The following is an 18,427-nucleotide window of genomic DNA, read 5'->3' as shown; positions in this document are numbered from 1 at the left end:
TCCGGGACCCGAGGTCCCTTGGCACCGCACTTGCCCCACATGGTGCGACGAACCGTCCCCTCGTCGCGAGGCACCCCAATGAACACCGCCACCAGCTCGATCTGGACGACCGCCGAGGCGGCCCGGTCCGCCACCCCGCTCGAACACAACCCGGCCTGCGACGTGTGCGTCGTGGGCGGCGGCATCGCCGGCCTGACGACCGCGTACCTGCTCCTGAAGGAGGGGAAGCGGGTCATCGTCCTCGACGCCAAGCCGGCCGTCGCGTCGGGCGAGACCGAGCACACCACGGCCCACCTCGCGTGGTACCTCGACGACACGTTCGGGCACCTCGCGTCGGTCCGCGGCGACGACGTGGCGAGGGCCGCGGCCGCCAGCCACCGCGGGGCCATCGACCTCATCGAGCAGATCGTCCGCGACGAGCAGATCGACTGCGACTTCCAGCGGGTGGGCGGCACGCTGTTTCCCGGGGCCGACGGGCCGAAGGCGCTCGACGACGAGGAGCAGGTGCTGAAGCGGCTCGGGCTGGAGTTCGAGCGCACGCGGGTCACGTTCCCCGGCGGCCAGGCCGTCGACGCGCTGCGGTTCCCCGGGCACGGCCGGTTCCACCCGATCAAGTACCTCGCGAAGCTGACGGCGGCGATCCGCGACCGCGGGGGCGTGATCCACACGAACACGGTCGTCGAGAAGGTCCGCGGCGGCGACCCGTGCAAGGTGACCACGACGCACGGGCACGCGGTCTCGGCCGCCGCGGTCGTGGTCGCCACGAACAACCCGTTCGAGGCCGGCACGCCGATGCACAACAAGGTCGCCGCGTACAACACCTACGCGGTCGCGGTCGAGATCCCCAAGGGCTCGTACCCCGGGGGGCTGCTGTGGGACACCGAGGACCCGTACCACTACGTCCGGGTCCAGCCCGGCGACGCCCACGACCACCTGATCGTCGGCGGCGAGGACCACAAGACCGGCCAGGCCCACGACCAGCCGCAGCGGTGGGACCGCCTGCTCGCGTGGACGAAGGAGCGGTTCCCGCAGGCCGGGGCGGTGCGGCACCACTGGTCGGGCCAGGTGTTCGAGACGCCCGACGGGCTGGGGTTCATCGGGCTCGCGCCGTGGAACGGGCCGAACGTGTTCATGGTCACCGGCGACTCGGGGATGGGGATGACGCACGGCACGCTCGCCGGGCGGCTCCTGACCGACCTCGTGCAGGGGCGGCCGAACGAGCTGGCGGCGGTGTACTCGCCGTCGCGGCTCGTGCCCGGCGCGATCAAGACGCTGCTGGGCGAGAACCTGAACATGGCGGCGCAGTACACGGACTGGCTCACGGGCGGCGACGTGAAGCGGGCCGAGGACATCCCGCCGGGGCACGGGGCGGTCGTCCGCACCGGGCTGACCAAGCTCGCGGTGTACAAGGACGAGAAGGGCGCGCTGACCACGCTCTCGGCGGTGTGCCCGCACATGGGGTGCATCGTCCGGTGGAACCCGGGCGAGGCGACCTGGGACTGCCCGTGCCACGGGTCGCGGTTCCAGGCCGACGGCACCTGCGTCCACGGCCCGGCCACGTTCGACATGAAGCCCGCCGAGGCCAAGGAGTGACCGGCGACGCGGGCGCGGTCCGGCACGGCCCGCACATCCGGTCGGGATCGCCTCCCCGCTACGACCGCGCGCCGGCACAGCCGCGCCAGCCGGTGCCGCCCCGCATTCGCACAACCGCGCCCGAGTCGCCCGCCGATGCAAGACCGCCACAACCGACGCGGGCCGCGGCACGGACGCCGGCGACCCGCCGCCTCCCCAAACGGTCACCACGGATGGGAACCATGCGTTTGAAGCGCACGCTCCTCGCGTCCCTCGGGTCGCTCCTGACCGGCACCGGCCTGGCCCTCGCGGACGACGTTCCGGCGCCGCTCCCGGCGGCCGCGGCCGCAGAGGTGGCGCCGGCCGCGCAACCGGCGCCACCCGCACCGCCCCCGGCCCCGTGCCTGCCGCTGGCGGGCGAGTGCGACCGCGGCATCCGGATGTGGGGGACGGCCGAGTACCTCGCGTGGTGGATGAAGGACGCGCCGTCGCCGGTCCCGCTCGTCACCGCCGGGCCGACCGTGCCGAACCTCGCGCCGGTCCTCGGGGCGCCCGGGACCCGTGTGGTGCTGGGCAGCGGCGGGGTCGCGCTCGACACGTTCTCCGGCGGCCGGTTCGCCATCGGCGGCTGGCTGAACCGCGACGCCGCCTTCGGCGCCGAGGCGGTGTACCTGTTCCTCGGTGACCGCTCGGTCGGCCGGAGCGTGTCGTCGACCGCCGCGCCGGGCTCGGCGTTCCTCGCGGTGCCGTTCGTCAACGCCCAGACCGGCCTGGAGAGCTCGACCCGGCTGGCCGCCCCCGGCGAGTTCGCGGGCCTCGGCCGGCTGTCGGTCTCCAGCGGGCTCCAGAACGGCGAACTCAACGGCGTCTGGAACCTCTCCCGCGGCCCCGAGTGGACGGTGAACCTGGTCGGCGGGTTCCGCTACCTGAACCTGCACGAGCGCTGGACGTTCGAGACCAGCAGCCCGGCGGTGGTCGGCCCGGCCGACGTGTTCACGACGCGGGACAGCTTCGCCGCGGAGAACGACTTCTACGGCGGCCAGCTCGGGCTCCGGGTCGAGCGCCAGTCGGGCCGGTGGTTCGTGAACGCGACCACGAAGGTCGCGCTGGGGAACATGCACCGGCAGGTGACCGCGTCCGGCGAGCTGGTGACGAACGACTTCAGCGGGTTCACCGTCCCGCAGGTGTTCCCGGGCGGGTACTTCACGCAGCCGACGAACCTCGGCAGCCCGGCGAACGACCGGTTCTCGGTGGTCGCGGACGTGTCGGCGAGCGTCGGGTACCAGCTCACGCGGGCGGCCCGCGTGTTCGCGGGGTACTCGTTCCTGTACGCCAGCGCGGTGGCCCGGCCCGGGGACCAGGTGGACCGGCGGATCAACCCGTCGCAGGCCGCGGCGATCGTCGGCGTGCCGGCCGGCCTCGTCGGCCCGGCCGCGCCGGTGCCGCAGCTCCGCAGCAGCGACTTCTGGGCGCACGGGCTGAACGTCGGGCTCGACCTCCGGTACTGACGGCCGTAAGCCGCCGCGCGTTCGCCGTGTATAACCACCTACCGCCGCCGCGGGCGGCCACCACACGGGAGCGCGCGATGGAACACCGCCCACTCGGCCGATCGGGGTTCAAGGTGCCGGTGCTGAGCCTCGGCACCGGCACGTTCGGCGGCGGCAACGAGTTCTTCAAGGCGTGGGGCGACACCGACGCGAAGGGGGCGGCGCACCTCGTCGACGTCTGCCTCGACGCCGGCCTGACACTGTTCGACTCGGCCGACATCTACTCCGGCGGGCTCGCCGAGGAGGTGCTCGGGGCCGCGATCAAGGGCCGCCGGGACAAGGTCCTGATCTCGACCAAGGCGACGTTCCGGTTCGGCGACGGCCCGAACAACGTCGGCTCGTCGCGGTTCCACCTCACCCGTTCCGTCGAGGCCGCCCTCAAGCGGCTCGGCACCGACTACATCGACCTGTTCCAGCTCCACGGGTTCGACGCCGCGACGCCGGTCGAGGAGGCGGTCTCGACGCTCGACGGGCTCGTGAAGGCGGGAAAGATCAGGTACGTCGGGTGCTCGAACTTCTCGGGCTGGCACCTGATGAAGTCGCTGGCGGCCGCGGACCGGTACGGGTGGACCCGGTACGTCGCGCACCAGGCGTACTACTCGCTCGTGGGCCGCGACTACGAGTGGGAGCTGATGCCGCTCGGGCTCGACCAGGGGGTCGGGTGCGTGGTGTGGAGCCCGCTCGGGTGGGGCCGGCTCACGGGCAAGCTCCGCCGCGGGCAGCCGCTGCCGAAGACCAGCCGGCTCAACAGCCAGGTGAGCAACGAGAAGGGGCCGCCGGTCGCCGACGAGTACGTGTTCCGGGTGGTGGACGCGCTGGACGCGGTCGCGGCCGAGACCGGCAGGACGCTCCCGCAGGTCGCGCTGAACTGGCTGCTCGGGCGGCCCACGGTCGCCACGGTCGTCATCGGGGCGCGGGACGAGCAACAACTCCGGGACAACCTCGGGGCCGTCGGCTGGTCGCTGACCCCCGCGCAGGTGGCCCGGCTCGACGAGGCGAGTGCCGTCACGCTGGCCTACCCGTACTGGCACCAGCGGGGTTTCGCCGAGCGCAACCCGCCCCCGGTGTGACCGCGAACCGGATCGCGCACCTTTTCACCCTTGAAACCTTCCGGCCGGCCGCCATAATTCCTGTGTTGCCCAGGTGGCGGAATGGCAGACGCACCAGCTTGAGGGGCTGGCGGGAGCAATCCCGTGGAGGTTCAAGTCCTCTCCTGGGCACTACACGGAGCCGAGACGACCCACCGCGGTCGCCTCGGCTTTTCCGTTTCACGTCCCATCCGCACCCGGGCGCACCAATGACCGACGCCGCGAAGCAGCTCCTCGAACTCCTCTCCGAGCGGTCCTTCAAGCGGGGCCAGTTCACCCTCGCGTCCGGCGCGACCAGCAACTACTACATTGACGGCCGCATGAGCGAGGTCCACTCGAAGGGGGCGTTCCTCATCGGGCAGGTGCTGTACGAGGCGACGAAGGACCTGGCGTTCGACGCGATCGGCGGCATGGCCGTCGGGGCGGTCCCGCTCACGACCGCGGCGGTGATGCACTACCACCTGAACGGCCGCGCGGTCGAGGGGTTCTGGGTCCGCGACAAGCAGAAGGCGCACGGCACCGGCAAGCTCGTCGAGGGGGCGGTGAAGGCCGGGGACCGGGTGGTCGTGGTGGACGACGTCATCACGTCCGGCGGGTCGTCCGTAAAGGCGATCGACGCGGTGAAGGAGATGGGCTGTCAGGTCGTGCAGGTGCTGTCGCTCGTGGACCGCCTCCAGGGCGCGGCGAAGCTGTTCCGCGAGCTGGGCGTCCCGTACCGCTCGGTCCTCACCATCCGCGACTTCGGGATCGACGTACCGGACCAGGGGTGAGCGAGAGCGCGCCGGTCCCGGGGGCGGGAGGGTGCGCCCGGGACCGGTCAGACCGCTACCGGCGAGTCGACCCGGCCGCTGCGCCGGGCCGCCAGCGGGTGGTGCGACAGCGCGGTGTGCGTGTCCAGACCGATCACCTTGAGCCGCTTACCGGTGGCCGCCAGGTCCCGCTCCAGTTGGTGCAACTTCTCCATCGTGCTGTGGTCCACGAGCTTCGTCTCGGACAGGTCGAGGACGACCTCGGTGCGGCCGGCGGCGTGCTTGAGGATCGACGCCTTCAGGCCCAGCCAGTTCGCGAACAGGGCCGCCTTCCGGACCTTCAAAACCACCACGGAGCCGTCGTCGGTGGTGGCCACCTCGACGTCGGCCCGGAGGAAGCTGCTCAGCGGCGCGCCGTTGAGTACGTGGATGACCACCTTCAGCGCGACCCCGGCGGCGACCCCGATCAACAGGTCGGTGCAGAGGACGACGACGATCGTGGTCACGAACACGACCAGTTGCTCGGCCCCGACCTTGTACGTGCTGACGAACTCCCTCGGGGACGCGAGCCGGAACCCGGTGAACACGAGCATCGCGCCGAGGGCGGCCAGCGGGATCAGCGTCACCACGAACGGCAGCAGCAGGATGAAGGCCAGCAGGAACAGGCCGTGGAACAGGTTCGCGTACCGCGTGCGGGCCCCGTTGTCGATGTTCGCCTTGCTCCGCACGATCTCGGAGATCATCGGCAGCGCCCCGACCGCGGAGCAGAGCGCGTTCGCGACCCCGACGGCCAGCAGGTCGCGGTTCTGGTCCGTCTTCCGCTGCCACGGGTCGATCATGTCGATCGCCTGCGAGCTGAGCATCGACTCGATGCTCCCGACGAGCGCGAACAGGACCACGTACTTGATCCCGGTCGGGGTGGCCAGCGCGGTGAAGTCCGGGAAGGCGAAGGCCGCCGCGGGGCTCGCGACCACGTTCGGGACCGACACGAGGAACTTCGCCGCGCCCTTGTCGTTGAGCACCCCGTCCAGGCCCAGGGCCAGCCCCATCGGGATCGCGACCGCGACCACCACGACCTGCGCCGGGACCGGCCGGAGGAGGGCGACGCGGGTCTTGAGGAGCGGGAACGCGATCATGATGGCGAGGCTCGCCCCCCCGATCCAGCTCACGGTCGGGTCCAGGGTCCGGAACACCGTCGGGACCGCGTGGATCGAGTCGATCGGCGCGCCGGCCGGGGCCGTGAGCCCGAACATCACGAAGAACTGCTTGGCCATGATCGTGATCCCGATGGCCGCGAGCATCCCGTGGACCGGGGTCAGCGGGATCACCTCGCCGACCTTCGCCGCCCGCATGACGCCGAACAGGATCTGGACCACGCCGGCGGCGACCCCGATGCCCAGGGCCAGCGGGTAGCCGTAGCGGGCCAGGGTGGCGAGGTCGGCCGGGTCGGTGCCGGCCGGGGCCGCCCCCAGGCCGAGGTCGAGTACGGCCCCGGACACGATGACGATCAGGCCGGCCGCCGGCCCCTTGATCGTCACCTGCGAGTTGCTCAGGAACGCGGTCAGGACGCCGCCGATGACGGCGGTCCAGATGCCCGCGATCGGCGGGTACTGACTGGCGGACGCGATGCCGAGGCACAGGGGCATCGCGATGAGGAACACGAGGAACCCGGACGGCACGTCGAACCTGAGGTTCGGCACAAGGCCGGGGGTGAGCCGCGGGGGCGCGGCGTGCGAGGTCTTGTGATCGGCCACGGGGGTCTCTCGGGCGTGGGGGGCGGCCCGGCCCAACGCAACCCCTGTGCCGCTCCGCGCCCGCCCGCTCCCCCGGGGCCGCGGACCAAGGGTTCCGAGCGGTTCTCGCGCCCGCCCCCGCCCGCAACGGTCGGCCCTGCCCGGGGCGCCCGCGGGGCCGGGTGGCCGCTCACCCGTCACCCTGGTCGTCCTCGGACCAGACGGACCGCGCGATGCTGATGCCCAGCGTCCGGATCTTGTTCCGGAGGCTGCCCCGGGTGATCCCGAGGATCCGGGCCGCCTGGAGCTGGTTCCCCTCGGTGTGCTTCAGCACCCGAACGAGCACCTCGCGCTCCATCCGCTCGAGGCTCTCGGCGTACAGGTTCTCGCTCCCCTCGGCGACGCGGCCGCCGACGAACTGGTCCCAGTCGAAGAGCCCGGCCGGGCCCGGGGCGCCCGGGGCCGCGCCGGTCGCGGGGGCCGCGGCCCGCGCCGCGGAGCCGCCGACGTGCGGCGGCAGAAAGTCGGCCAGGAGGACCGAGCCGGACATCCGCAGCACCGCCTGCTTGAGGACGCTCTGGAGCTCGCGGACGTTCCCCGGCCACGGGTACGCCCGCAGGGCGGCCGCCGTCGCGGGCGCGACCTCGGCGACCGGCTTGCCCAGTTCCTGCCCGAACCGCCGCAGGTAGTGCCCGACCAGGAGGTCCACGTCGTCGCCCCGCTCACGGAGGGGCGGCAACTTGATGGTGAACACGTTGAGCCGGAAGTACAGGTCTTTGCGGAACCGGCCGTCCTCCGACATCTTCTCCAGGTCGGCGTTCGTGGCCCCGATCAGCCGCACGTCGGTCTGCACCGTTTCCTGTCCGCCGACCCGCTCGAACCGCTGCTCCTGGATCAGCCGCAGGATCTTCGCCTGGGTCAGCGGGGTCATCTCGCCGACCTCGTCGAGGAAGATGGTGCCCCCGTGGCACTGCTCGAACTTGCCGATCCGCTTCCGGTCGGCCCCGGTGAACGCGCCCTTCTCGTGCCCGAACAGCTCGCTCTCCAGCAGCGGCTCCGGGATCGCGGCGCAGTTGATGGCCAGGAACGGCTTGTCGGCCCGCTTGGAGTGCTGGTAGATGGCCCGCGCGACCAGCTCCTTGCCGGTGCCGCTCTCGCCCAGGACGAGGACGGTCACGTCCTGCCGGGCGACCCGGCCGATGGCCTTGTACACCTCCTGCATCGCGGGGCACCGGCCGAGCAACAGGTCGCCCACGGGCGGGAGCGGGCCGGCGTCCGGGAGCGCCGCCGGGACCCGCATGAGCCGGCTCGACTGGGCCGCGCGGTCGATCAGCGCCCGCAGCTCGGCGAGCTCGAGCGGCTTGAGGAGGTACTCGTACGCGCCCTCCTTCATCGCCTCGATGGCGAGGTCGGTGGTCCCGTGCCCGGTCACGAGGACGACCGGGATCCGCGCGTCGATCCGCCGGAGCCGGTGGAACGTGTCGAGCCCCGTTGCGTCCGGGAGGTGGACGTCGAGGACGATCACGTCGGGCCGCTCGGCGGCCACCGCGGCCAGCGCCTCGGCGGCGGTCCCCGCGGACCGCACGACGACGTCGCCGTCGCGGAACGCCCGCTGGAACGCGTGCTGGATGGCGGGCTCGTCGTCGATCACCAGCAGTGTCGGCATGGCGTCCGGTGGGGTGCGGCGGGGGCGGGAACAACAGACCCAATCTACTACCGGGGGCCGTGCGGGGCGCCGCCCCCGAAACCCGTGCGGCGGCCCCTTCCCAACTCACGCGGGCCGCCGCGGGAGACAGACGTAGAACGTCGCGCCCCGGCCGGCCGGGTTGGCCGCGCCGATCGTGCCCCCGTGGTCCTCGACGATCCGCTTCGAGATCACCAGCCCCAGCCCCAGGCCCGTGTCCTTGCTGCTGGCGAACGGCTGGAACAGCCGCGGGACCATGTCCCTGGGGATGCCGGGGCCGGTGTCGGACACCTCGAGGTCGACCCGCCACGCGTTGGCCCGCACCCGTACCGTGAGCGCGCCGCCGGCGGGCATCGCGTCGAGCCCGTTGAGGACGAGGTTCACGAGCACCTGGTGGACCTGGTTCGGGTCGGCGGTGAGGGCGACCGGCCCCGGTGCGGCCTCGACCGCGAGCGCGACCCGCTGCTTGTCGGCCCGCCCGCGGACCAGCCCCAGGACCGCGTCGACGATGCCGAGCAGGTCGACCTCCCGCCGCTCGGCCCGCGGGGGCCGCGCGAAGTCGAGGAACGTTTGGAGGGACCGCTCCATCCGCCGGATCTCGCCGACGATGACCACGAGGTCCGCGCCCGACAGGCCGGGGCTCGCCCGGTCCTCCAGCCCGGCCTGGGCCAGCATCTTGATCGACGTGAGCGGGTTCCGGATCTCGTGCCCGACGCCGGCGGCGAGTTGCCCGACCGCGGCGAGTTGCTCGGCCCGCACCACCTCGCGCTCGCGGTCGTGCAGCTCCCGGACGACCCGCTCGATGCGGGCCGAGAGGTCGTCGATCTCCTGCTGGAGGCTCCCGAACTCGCCCTCCCCGCGGACGACGATCTCGGACACCGCCGGGCCGATCTTGCCGGCCGCGTCCCGGATCTGCACCCGGAGCCGGCGGATGGACCGGCTCAGGGCGCGGGCGACGCTGAACCCGAAGACGACCCCGGCGACGGCCCCGAGCCCGCCGACCCACGCCATCCCCCACGCGAGCTGGTTCAGCACCCGCTCGTGCTGGCTGGTGATCTCCTCCAGCCGGCGGCCGTTGTACAGCCGGAACTCGGTGCACGGGGCGAGGACGCTCGCCTCCAGGAACCGCGTCGCGTCGCGGACGGCCGCCTCGTGCGCCGGGTGCCCCGGGGGCGGGAGCCGCTGCCACCGGTCCAGGTACGCCGCGAACGTCGCCGCCATCTGCTCCGAGAGCCGCTGCTCCTCGGGCTCGTCGGAGACCTCGCGAACGGTCCGCAGGTGGAGCCGCGCCCGCTTGTGCAACTCGCCGACCGTCTCGACCTTCGCGTTCTCCAGGTCGATCAGCGCCCCCAGGCACTCCTCCAACTCGACCGCGGCGCGGCGGCTCTCGACGTTGCCGCGGAACACCCGGGCCACCGTCGCCTGCTGGTGGAACAGCGACACGGCCGTGAACGCGCACAGCGCGGCGAGGCAGACCGTCGCCACCGCCGCGGGCCAGAGCAACCGCCAGCGCAACCCGACCATGATTCCCCCCCGGGCGAGCGGACACGGTTCAGCATACGCGACGGTCCCGCGCGGCGTCGGGGGTGAGCGGCGCGCGACCACCGTGGCCGCGGCGGAACCAGTCGGCGCGGCCGCGGCGGTCGGAACCGGCCCCCCCGGTAGGGGCGCCGGCACCGGCACACGAGTTGCGTGAGGCTCCCCCTTCCGACCGGCTCGGTCCCGTTCGTGTCGCGCGCCCGCGGTTCCCGCCGGACCGGGCGCCGGAGGCGTTGATGGCCCCACCCCCCGTAGTCGCCCCGCCCCGACCCGGACCGAGCGCCCCCGCCCCCGAGACGGACCCGCACACCGGACCGTGCCGGGGCGGCACACCCCGCGACCGCCTGCGGCACGCGATCGGGCACGCGGCCCACCTGCTCCCGGCGCAGGGGCCGATCACCGTGTTCATCCACCACAACACGCTGCACGCCTTCGAAGACCTCCCGTTCGAACAGGCCGTCGAACGGGCCGGCGAGCTGTTCGGGTGCCAGCCGTACCTGTCCGAGCAGCGGTACCGCGACGCGCTTGTCCGGGGCCGCATCCGGTTCCCCGAGTTGCTCGCGGTCCTGGAGGCCGACCTGGGCGACCGGGCCGCCGAGCGGGTCGCCCCCGGGACGACGCGGCTGGACCTGCGGCTGGCGGCGCTCCAGCACCCGCTCGCGTCCGGCTCGACCGAGGAGCTGAAGTGGTTCCTGGTCGAGACCGACGCGCTGCGGCGGGTGTGCCCGGCCGCTTCGGCCGCGGCCCGCGGCAGGCTCCTGTCCGAGACCCGGCGGTGGGTGATGCGGGACGTCCGCTCCCGCAACGGCGCGAACCCGGCGTGGCTCCGCGACCTGCTCGGCCGGTTCGGCGCGGCCGAAATCGAGTCGTGGACCGAGGCCCGGTGGGAGGCGTTCACCCTGGAGACCCTCTGGGGCGTGTGCCGGGACGGCGCGGCCGCGGTGCCGGACGCGGCCCCGCCGCCGGCGCCCCCGGTCCGGCACCGCGACCTGCTCCTGCGGGCGGCGCACGTCGACACCGACCAGTGGGTCAACGACGCCCTCGTCCGGTTCTCGGCCGCGTACCTCGACCAGGGCGTGTCGCACTGGCCGCTGCCGGACCGCGACCTCGGGTACTTCCCCGCGTTCTGCTCGCTGTACCGCCGCGGGGGCGGCCCGCCGGACCGGTGGCTCCGCGGCCTCGCGGCCGAGGCGGACCGGCTCGCCGGCGCCGGGGCCGACCCGCTCGCGTCGGCCCACGAGTCCCTGGAGGCGCTCGGCGTCCCCGAGGCGGAGTGGGACGCCTACCTGTCGGCGACGCTCCTGGCGCTCCGCGGGTGGGGCGGGATGATCCACGAGGTCGAGGCCCGCGGCGACCGCGTCGCCCGGCCGGTGCGCGCGGACAGCCTCGTCGGGTTCCTCGCCGTGCGGCTGCTCCTGGAGCGGCTCGCGCTGGCCCACGCCGCGGCCGAGCACCTCGGCCACCGCGGCCCGCTCGCCGGCCTCCGCGACGCGCTCCGGGCGAGGGTCGCCCCGCCGGCCCCGCGGAGCGTCGAGCAGCGGGTGGTGCCGGTGTTCCAGCTCGCGCAGGTGCTCGGGTGGTCCCCGGCGGAACTGGCGCGGCTCGGGCCGGACGGGTGGGGGCGGTTGGTCGGCGAGGTCGAGGGGTTCGGCGCGGTGCCGCGCCGCCGGGTGTTCCACCGCGCCTACGAGGCGCGGTTCCGCACCCAGGCGCTCGACGCGCTGGCGCTGCACGCCCGCCGCCGGCCGCCGGCCCCGCGGTTCCAGGTCGTGGCGTGCCTCGACGAGCGCGAGGAGTCGTTCCGCCGGCACCTGGAGGAGGTGGCCCCCGACTGCGAGACGTTCGGCGCGGCCGGGTTCTTCGCCGTCGCCATGTACTACAAGGGCGCGGCCGACGCGCACTTCGTCCCGCTGTGCCCGATCGTCCTCACCCCGAAGCACTGGGTCGAGGAGCGGGCCGACGCGCACCTCGCCGGCGCGCACGAGCGGCTCCGGTGGGCGCACCGGGCGCTCGGGGCGGCGGCCCACGCCGCGCACGTCGGCACCCGCACTCCGGTCGTCGGGGCGGTGCTCGCCGCCACCCTCGGGGTGCTCGCGTCGGTCCCGCTCGTGGGCCGCGTCCTGTTCCCCCGGCTCACGGCCCGCGTGCGGCACCGACTCGGCCGCGCCGTCCAGGTCGCGCCGCGGACGCGGTTGGAGCTGGAGCGGGTGCCCGAGTGCGCCCCGGGGGACCGCGGCCCCGGGCTCGGGTTCACGCTCGACGAGATGGCCGCCGCCGCCGAGCGGCTGCTCCGCGACACCGGCCTGACCCGCACCTTCGGCCGCCTCGTGTTCGTCATCGGGCACGGCTCCGGGAGCCTGAACAACCCGCACAAGTCGGCCTACGACTGCGGCGCGTGCGGCGGGAGCCCCGGCGCGCCCAACGGCCGGGCCGCGGCCCGGGTGCTCAACGACCCCCGGGTCCGCGCGCGGCTCGCAGCCATGGGGATCGCGGTCCCGGAGGCGACGCGGTTCGTCGGCGGGTTCCACAACACCTGCGACGACTCGGTCGCCCTGTTCGACGAGGACCAGGTGCCCGAGTCGCACCGGGCCGAGGTGCGGGCCGTCAAGGAGGAGTTCGCCCGCGCGTGCGAGCGGAACGCGCACGAGCGGTGCCGGCGGTTCATGTCGGCCCCGCTCACGCAGTCGGCCGCGGACGCGAAGCGGCACGTCGAGGGCCGGAGCGAGGACCTGGCCCAGACGCGGCCGGAACTCGGCCACGCGACCAACGCCATCTGCCACGTCGGCCGCCGCGAGCGGACCCGCGGCCTGTACCTCGACCGCCGGGCGTTCCTCACCGCCTACGACCCGACCCAGGACGACGGGGACGGGACGGTCCTGGCCCGGACGATGGCGGCCGTGTTCCCGGTGTGCGGCGGCATCAACCTGGAGTACTTCTTCTCGCACGTCGATTCGCCGGGGTACGGGTGCGGGACGAAGCTCCCGCACAACATCACGTCGCTGCTGGGCGTGATGGACGGCGCGGCCAGCGACCTGCGGACCGGCCTGCCGTGGCAGATGACCGAGATCCACGAGCCGGTGCGGCTGATGATCGTGTGCGAGACGACGCCGGCGGTGATGCAGAGGGTCCTCGACGGGAACCCGCTCGGCAAGAAGCTGACCGAGAACGGGTGGGTGCAGCTCGCGGTGCAGTCGCCGGACACGAACGACGTCCTGCTGTACGACCGGGGCGCGTTCCGCCCGTACCACCCGCAGGCGGACGTGCTGCCCGCGGCGAAGTCGTCGGCCGACTGGTACCGCGGGTGGCGCGACCACCTGGAGTTCGCCGAGATCGGGTGAGGCCGAACCCGCCGCGTCGCTTTCGGGAGACCCATGCTCACGCCGTGTGCCGCCGCCCTGGTGCCCCTGGTCCGCCTCGCCCCGCCGGCCGCCCTCGCGGCCGGGGCGGCCGCGTCCGGCGCGCACCAGCTCATGACCGTCCTCGGGTACGCCGTCCTGCTCGCACCGGTCGCGCTCGTGGCGGCCCTCGGCCTGCCCACGCTCGTCGGCCGCCCGCTCGCGGAGCGGAGCACCGCCCGGGCGGTGCGGTGGGCGACCGCGAGCGGCCTGGCGGCCGCGGTCGGCGCCCTGGCCCTGATGCTCTACACCGGGGAGCGGCACTTCGTCCTCGACCTGGGGAACTGGGCCGCCGTGCGGCACGACGGGACCGGGCCGGCGGCCCCCGGCGAGCACTACCACTTCGCGGTCAAGTTCGAGTTCGACCGCCTCTCTGTCCCGCTCACGATCCTGTCGTTCGCCCTGTGCGGCACGATCGGCTCGTTCGCCGTGCAGTACATGCACCGCGAGCCCGGGTTCAACCGGTTCTTCGTCCTGTACGCCGTGTTCCTCACCGGCATGGTGGCGGCCTCGACGGCCGACTCGATCGAGACGCTGTTCACCGGGTGGGAGCTGGTCGGCCTGTCGAGCGCGCTGCTGGTCGCGTTCTTCCACGAGCGCCCGGCCCCGGCCCGCAACGGGCTGCGGGTGTGGGTCGTGTACCGGGTGTCGGACGCGGCCCTGCTCCTGGCCGCCGTGGTCCTCCACCACATGACGGGCGAGGGCGACTTCGACGCGCTGATGGGCTCGGCGTCGTGGCCCGAGGGCCGCGCCGCGATGACCGCGGACCAGGCCCTGCTCGTCGGCCTGCTGCTCCTCGTGGCCGCGGCCGGCAAGTCGGCGCTGGTGCCGTTCTCCGGGTGGCTCCCGCGGGCGATGGAGGGGCCGACGCCCAGCAGCGCCGTGTTCTACGGCGCGCTGTCCGTCCACCTCGGCGCGTTCCTGCTCCTGCGGATGAGCCCGCTGATCGCCCTCTCGGAGGGGCTCGCGGCCGCGGTCGTGGCGCTCGGGCTGGTGACGGCCGCGTACGCCTACCTCGTCGGCGCGGCGCAGACGGACATCAAGAGCGCGCTATCGTTCGCGTCGCTCGCGCAGGTCGGGGTCATCGTCGCCGAGATCGGATGCGGCCACTGGGCGCCGGCGATGTGGTACGTCGCGCTGGTCCACCTCCTCGGGCACGCGTGCCTGCGGACGCTCCAGTTCATCCGCGCGCCGACGCTCTTACAGGACTACGGGACCCTGGAGAACGCGCTGGGGGACCGGCTCCCGGCGGCCCGCGGGCCGCTCCCGTTCGCCCCGGCCCGGGTGCGGGCGCTCCTGTACCGGTTCGCCCTCGAACGCGGCTACCTCGACGCGGCCCTGGCGGACTACGTGGCCCGCCCGTTCGTGCGGGTGTTCCTGTGGTGCGACCGCACGGAGCGGCGGTGGACCGCGTACCTCTCCGGCCCGCCCCGCGACGGGCCCGCCGAGCCGCCGCGGCCCGCGGACCGGGACCCGGCGGGGGCCGTTCACACGTGACCCGCCGCGACCGCACCCCTTCGGTGGAACCCGCATGACGTTCGACTCGGTCCCGTGGCTGGAACTGTCGGTCGCCCTCCCGCTCGTCGGCTCGGTCCTCGTGGGCCGGGTCCGCGACGCACTGGACGCCTCGCGCCTGTGCCTGGTGTTCACCGGGCTGACGCTCGCGTGTACCCTCGTGGCGTGGGCCGGGGCCGAGTACGGGGCCGGCGGGCCGCCCCCGGAGTCGCTGCTCCCCGACGTGAACGGCGGGCCGCTGTTCGCGATCGACCACCTCAGCGCGCCGCTCCTGCCGCTGGTGGCGCTGATCCACTTCCTGACCGCTCTCGCGACGGCCCGCACGAAGATGACGCGGTTCTCGTTCGCGTGGCTGCTGGCCGGCGACGCGATGCGGCTCGCGACCTACGCCTGCGCCCCGTGGCTGCTCGGCCCGGTGCTCGTGCTCAACACCCTGCCCCCGTACTTCGAGCTGGTCCGCCGCGGCCGGCCGACGCGGGTGTACGTGCTGCACATGGGGCTGTTCGCGGTGCTGCTGACCGGCGGCCTGGCGCTCGGCGGGGCGGCCGGCGGCGGGGCGGTCGCCCCGGTGCTGCTGTTGCTGGCGGTCCTGGTCCGCAGCGGGACCGTGCCGGTCCACGTCTGGGTCACGGACCTGTTCGAGAACTGCTCGTTCGGCACGGCGCTGCTGTTCGTCACCCCGATCGCGGGGATGTACGCGGCGGTGCGATTGGTGCTGCCGGCCGCCCCCGACTGGGTGCTGAACGGCATCGGCGTCGCGTCGCTGGTGACGGCGGTGTACGCCGGCGGGATGGCGGTGGTGCAGCGCGACGCCCGGCGGTTCTTCGCGTTCCTGTTCCTCAGCCACGCCTCGCTGGCGCTGGTCGGGCTGGAGTTGCACACCGTCGTCAGCCTGACCGGGGCGCTGGCGCTGTGGGTGTCGGTCGCGCTGTCGCTGAGCGGGCTGGGGCTGACGATCCGGGCGCTGGAGGCGCGGTTCGGCCGGCTCCCGCTGACCGAGTTCCGCGGGCTCTACGCGCACTCGCCCTCTCTGGCGATCTGCTTCGGGTTGACCGGGCTGGCGAGCGTCGGGTTCCCGGGGACGCTCGGGTTCGTGGCCGCGGAGGTGCTCGTGGACGGCGCGATCGGGGCGCGGCCGCTGGTCGGCGTCGCGGTGGTGCTGGCGTCGGCGATCAACGGCATCGCGGTCATGCGGGCGTACTTCCTGCTGTTCACCGGCACGCGGGCGGTGAGCGGGGTGCCGCTGGGCATCACCGTGCGGGAGCGGGTCGCGGTGCTGACGCTGGCGGCGCTCCTGCTCGGCGGCGGGCTGGTGCCGCAGTTCAACATCGCGTCCCGGCACCGCGCCGCCGAGGAGGTGCTGCGGGACCGCGCGACCCGCGTGCCGTCCGAAGTGGTCGAGGGGGAGTGAGGCGGGGCCGCTCAGAGCCCCTCGAAGAGTGTCGAGCCGATCCGCACGAGGGTCGCGCCTTCTTCGACCGCGACTTCGAAGTCGCCGCTCATGCCCATCGAGAGTTCCGGCAGCGGCAGGCCGGTGCGGGCGCGGAGGTCGTCACGCAGGCGGCGGAGTTCGGCGAACGTCGGGCGGGCGGCGCCGGGGTCGTCGGAGTACGCGGCCATCGTCATCAGCCCGCACAACTCGACGCCGGGCAGTGACACCGCCCTGTCACCGACGCCCGGCACCGCCTCGGGCGAGAAGCCGCCCTTGGCGGCTTCTCGGCTGCAGTTCACTTCGAGCAGCACCCGCACCGGCGCGCCGCGCGTGTTCCCGAACGCCGCCAGCGCGTCGAGAACGCGGTCCGAATCGACGGAGTGAACGAGCGCCACGAGCGGCACGGTGCGGTCGAGCTTGTTCCGCTGGAGGTGGCCGATCAGGTGCCACTGCGCGGCCGGGACCGCTTCGGCCTTCTTCCACAGCTCCTGCGGGCGGCTCTCGCCCAGGTCGGTGATGCCGAGTTCGGGCAGCAGCCCCGCGACCCCGGCCGACACGGTCTTGGTGACGGCGACGAGCGTGACACCGGCGGGGGCGCGACCGGCCCGTGCGCACGCAGCGGCGATGCGGCCGCGCACGTCCGCGAGGCGATTGGAGAGGGTGGCGCGAGTGTCCATGGTCACCCCGGGGGCCAGCCGAGTTCGCGGCCGCCGAGCAGGTGGACGTGGATGTGCGGCACCGTCTGCCCGCCGTCCTCGTTGCAGTTCACCACCAGCCGGTAGCCCTTTGACAGCCCGAGTTGCTTGGCGACCTTCACCGCGACCAACACGAGGTGCCCGAGTAGCGCTTCGTCGGCGTCGGTCGCGTCGTCGAGCGTCCGGATCTCCTTCCGGGGGATCACGAGGACGTGCGCCGGGGCCTGCGGGCGGATGTCGTGGAACGCCAGGCACCGCTCGTCCTCGTACGCGACCTTCGCCGGGATGGTCTTGTCGAGGACCTTGAGGAAGATGTTGTCGGCCAGCATGTGGGGTTCCTCCGCGGCGTGGGCTACGGTTACGATAGCGGGCCGTTCGATGAAAGCCCACCCGCGCTGACGGTGGGGCCGGGCCGGGGGTGACTCATGCCGTGGGTGATCGGGATCGACGAGGCCGGGTACGGGCCGAACCTCGGACCGCTGGTGCAGGCGGCCGTTGCGGTGCGGTTGCCCGAGGGCGACCCCGGGGGCTGGAAGACGCTCAAGCCGGTCGTGCGGCGGTGCGGCGAGAAGGGCGCGCCGTGGCGGATGCTGGTGGACGACTCGAAGAAGGTGTACGGCCGCGGCGGGCTGGAGGCGCTCGAACTGACGGTGCTGATGACGGTGCCGCTGCTGCTCGAATCGTTCGGACCGCTGCTCACGGGGCTCACGCTCCCGTGGGTCATCGAGGAGGTGGCCGGGGAAGCGTGGTACGACGCGGCCGCCGCGGTGCCCTCGGTCAACGACCCGGACAAGGTGTGGGCGGCGCGGAAGGCGGCCGGCGCGGCCTGGGCCGACACCGGTGCGGAACTCGGGCCGTTCCTGGCCGCGGTCACCCCGGCCCCGCGGTTCAACCGGATCTGCGACGCGTGCGGGTCCAAGGCGACGGTCCTCGGCCACGGGTTCGTGGAGCTACTCGGGAGCGTGTTCCGCGACCTGCCGGCCGACGACGAGCCGATGGTGGTGACGTGCGACAAGCAGGGCGGGCGGAACTTCTACGCCGGGATGGTGCAGGAGGCGTTCCCCGAGGGCTGGGTGGTCGCCGAGGTCGAGTCGCCGCTCGAGAGCCGGTACGCCGTCAAGATGCTGAACCGCCCGGTGACGGTCACGTTCCGCCCGCGGGCCGACGGCGACAGCGTGGCGGTGGCGCTGGCGTCGATGCTGTGCAAGTACCTGCGGGAGGCGTGCATGCTCCAGTTCAACCGGTACTGGGCCGCGCGCGTCCCCGGGGTCCGGCCCACCGCCGGGTACCCCGTGGACGCCAAGCGGTTCATCGACGAGATCCGCCCGGCGATGCGGGACCTCGGCGTCCCCGAGGACCGCGTCTGGCGCAAGAAGTGAACGAATGGAGGTAAGCTGCCTGGTCGAAATCCTCGGCCTCACGTGGGCCGCCACGGAGGGCGGCCCCTACGAACCAACACTCCGGTAGGGGCCGCCCTC

Annotated in this window: 13 protein-coding genes and 1 tRNA gene; 9 read left to right on the top strand and 5 right to left on the bottom strand. The window is 73.5% G+C overall.

Going from position 1 to position 18,427, the window contains the following annotated elements; all coding sequences use genetic code 11:
• Nucleotides 1-78 precede the first annotated feature (78 nt).
• From ACTIGN_RS29530 to pyrE, 5 genes are all read left to right on the top strand, one after another.
• Nucleotides 79-1,593 (top strand): FAD-dependent oxidoreductase, encoded by a 1,515-nt coding sequence (locus ACTIGN_RS29530; protein WP_439630679.1) that lies wholly within the window; start codon nt 79-81, stop codon nt 1,591-1,593.
• A gap of 221 nt (nt 1,594-1,814) precedes the next feature.
• Nucleotides 1,815-3,080: a BBP7 family outer membrane beta-barrel protein gene (locus ACTIGN_RS29525; protein ID WP_439630677.1), complete on the top strand. Its 1,266-nt coding sequence runs from the start codon at nt 1,815-1,817 to the stop codon at nt 3,078-3,080.
• A gap of 77 nt (nt 3,081-3,157) precedes the next feature.
• Nucleotides 3,158-4,189 carry an aldo/keto reductase gene (locus ACTIGN_RS29520; protein WP_439630675.1) on the top strand — a complete coding sequence of 344 codons (1,032 nt, stop codon included), beginning with the start codon at nt 3,158-3,160 and terminating at the stop codon, nt 4,187-4,189.
• A 67-nt stretch (nt 4,190-4,256) separates the two neighbouring features.
• Nucleotides 4,257-4,339 (top strand) — tRNA-Leu (locus ACTIGN_RS29515).
• Nucleotides 4,340-4,416: 77 nt separating this feature from the next.
• Complete coding sequence (pyrE, locus tag ACTIGN_RS29510; protein WP_144945502.1) at nt 4,417-4,977, top strand: orotate phosphoribosyltransferase; 561 nt, start codon at nt 4,417-4,419, stop codon at nt 4,975-4,977.
• Nucleotides 4,978-5,024: 47 nt separating this feature from the next.
• Here pyrE and ACTIGN_RS29505 read toward each other — a convergent pair whose 3' ends face one another.
• The 3 genes from ACTIGN_RS29505 to ACTIGN_RS29495 all read right to left on the bottom strand — a co-directional run bounded on the left by ACTIGN_RS29505 (nt 5,025) and on the right by ACTIGN_RS29495 (nt 9,897).
• Nucleotides 5,025-6,710, bottom strand: a complete 1,686-nt coding sequence (locus ACTIGN_RS29505; RefSeq protein WP_439630673.1) for a SulP family inorganic anion transporter — start codon at nt 6,708-6,710, stop codon at nt 5,025-5,027.
• Nucleotides 6,711-6,879: 169 nt separating this feature from the next.
• Nucleotides 6,880-8,355, bottom strand: a complete 1,476-nt coding sequence (locus tag ACTIGN_RS29500) for a sigma-54-dependent transcriptional regulator (RefSeq protein WP_439630671.1) — start codon at nt 8,353-8,355, stop codon at nt 6,880-6,882.
• Nucleotides 8,356-8,460: 105 nt separating this feature from the next.
• Nucleotides 8,461-9,897, bottom strand: coding sequence for an ATP-binding protein (locus tag ACTIGN_RS29495; RefSeq protein ID WP_439630668.1), 1,437 nt, complete (start codon nt 9,895-9,897; stop codon nt 8,461-8,463).
• A 251-nt stretch (nt 9,898-10,148) separates the two neighbouring features.
• On the opposite strand from ACTIGN_RS29495, the gene ACTIGN_RS29490 reads away from it, so the two are divergent.
• From ACTIGN_RS29490 to ACTIGN_RS29480, 3 genes are read left to right on the top strand one after another with little or no spacing between them, the layout of a single operon-like run.
• The gene (locus tag ACTIGN_RS29490; protein WP_439630667.1) at nt 10,149-13,250 is read left to right on the top strand and encodes a DUF2309 domain-containing protein; all 3,102 of its coding nucleotides are present in this window, start codon (nt 10,149-10,151) and stop codon (nt 13,248-13,250) included.
• A 33-nt stretch (nt 13,251-13,283) separates the two neighbouring features.
• A complete protein-coding gene (locus ACTIGN_RS29485) occupies nt 13,284-14,804 on the top strand; it encodes a proton-conducting transporter transmembrane domain-containing protein (RefSeq protein ID WP_439630665.1) in 1,521 nt (506 codons plus the stop codon).
• 34 nt (nt 14,805-14,838) lie between these two features.
• A complete protein-coding gene (locus tag ACTIGN_RS29480) occupies nt 14,839-16,233 on the top strand; it encodes a proton-conducting transporter transmembrane domain-containing protein (protein ID WP_439630663.1) in 1,395 nt (464 codons plus the stop codon).
• Between the two features lie 11 nt (nt 16,234-16,244).
• Here ACTIGN_RS29480 and ACTIGN_RS29475 read toward each other — a convergent pair whose 3' ends face one another.
• Both ACTIGN_RS29475 and ACTIGN_RS29470 read right to left on the bottom strand, forming a co-directional pair.
• On the bottom strand, nt 16,245-16,931 hold the full coding sequence (locus tag ACTIGN_RS29475) for a YggS family pyridoxal phosphate-dependent enzyme (RefSeq protein ID WP_439630661.1): 687 nt from the start codon (nt 16,929-16,931) through the stop codon (nt 16,245-16,247).
• 2 nt (nt 16,932-16,933) lie between these two features.
• Nucleotides 16,934-17,278 carry a histidine triad nucleotide-binding protein gene (locus ACTIGN_RS29470; RefSeq protein WP_439630659.1) on the bottom strand — a complete coding sequence of 115 codons (345 nt, stop codon included), beginning with the start codon at nt 17,276-17,278 and terminating at the stop codon, nt 16,934-16,936.
• Between the two features lie 96 nt (nt 17,279-17,374).
• On the opposite strand from ACTIGN_RS29470, the gene ACTIGN_RS29465 reads away from it, so the two are divergent.
• Nucleotides 17,375-18,328 (top strand): hypothetical protein, encoded by a 954-nt coding sequence (locus ACTIGN_RS29465; RefSeq protein ID WP_439630657.1) that lies wholly within the window; start codon nt 17,375-17,377, stop codon nt 18,326-18,328.
• Nucleotides 18,329-18,427: the final 99 nt, after the last annotated feature.

Origin of the sequence: Gemmata sp. (assembly GCF_051859125.1) — a bacterium.
In the GTDB taxonomy this organism is placed as follows: domain Bacteria; phylum Planctomycetota; class Planctomycetia; order Gemmatales; family Gemmataceae; genus Gemmata.
The sequence above is the reverse complement of the archived record's forward strand: the minus strand, read 5'-3'. Positions and strand labels throughout refer to the sequence as shown.

Coding starts and splice junctions, on each gene's coding strand:
- ACTIGN_RS29475 (WP_439630661.1), bottom strand. CDS start 16,931: ATGGACACTCGCGCCACCCTCTCCAATCGCCTCGCGGACGTGCGCGGC.
- ACTIGN_RS29480 (WP_439630663.1), top strand. CDS start 14,839: ATGACGTTCGACTCGGTCCCGTGGCTGGAACTGTCGGTCGCCCTCCCG.
- ACTIGN_RS29485 (WP_439630665.1), top strand. CDS start 13,284: ATGCTCACGCCGTGTGCCGCCGCCCTGGTGCCCCTGGTCCGCCTCGCC.
- ACTIGN_RS29525 (WP_439630677.1), top strand. CDS start 1,815: ATGCGTTTGAAGCGCACGCTCCTCGCGTCCCTCGGGTCGCTCCTGACC.
- ACTIGN_RS29465 (WP_439630657.1), top strand. CDS start 17,375: ATGCCGTGGGTGATCGGGATCGACGAGGCCGGGTACGGGCCGAACCTC.
- pyrE (WP_144945502.1), top strand. CDS start 4,417: ATGACCGACGCCGCGAAGCAGCTCCTCGAACTCCTCTCCGAGCGGTCC.
- ACTIGN_RS29495 (WP_439630668.1), bottom strand. CDS start 9,897: ATGGTCGGGTTGCGCTGGCGGTTGCTCTGGCCCGCGGCGGTGGCGACG.
- ACTIGN_RS29470 (WP_439630659.1), bottom strand. CDS start 17,278: ATGCTGGCCGACAACATCTTCCTCAAGGTCCTCGACAAGACCATCCCG.
- ACTIGN_RS29530 (WP_439630679.1), top strand. CDS start 79: ATGAACACCGCCACCAGCTCGATCTGGACGACCGCCGAGGCGGCCCGG.
- ACTIGN_RS29500 (WP_439630671.1), bottom strand. CDS start 8,355: ATGCCGACACTGCTGGTGATCGACGACGAGCCCGCCATCCAGCACGCG.
- ACTIGN_RS29490 (WP_439630667.1), top strand. CDS start 10,149: ATGGCCCCACCCCCCGTAGTCGCCCCGCCCCGACCCGGACCGAGCGCC.
- ACTIGN_RS29520 (WP_439630675.1), top strand. CDS start 3,158: ATGGAACACCGCCCACTCGGCCGATCGGGGTTCAAGGTGCCGGTGCTG.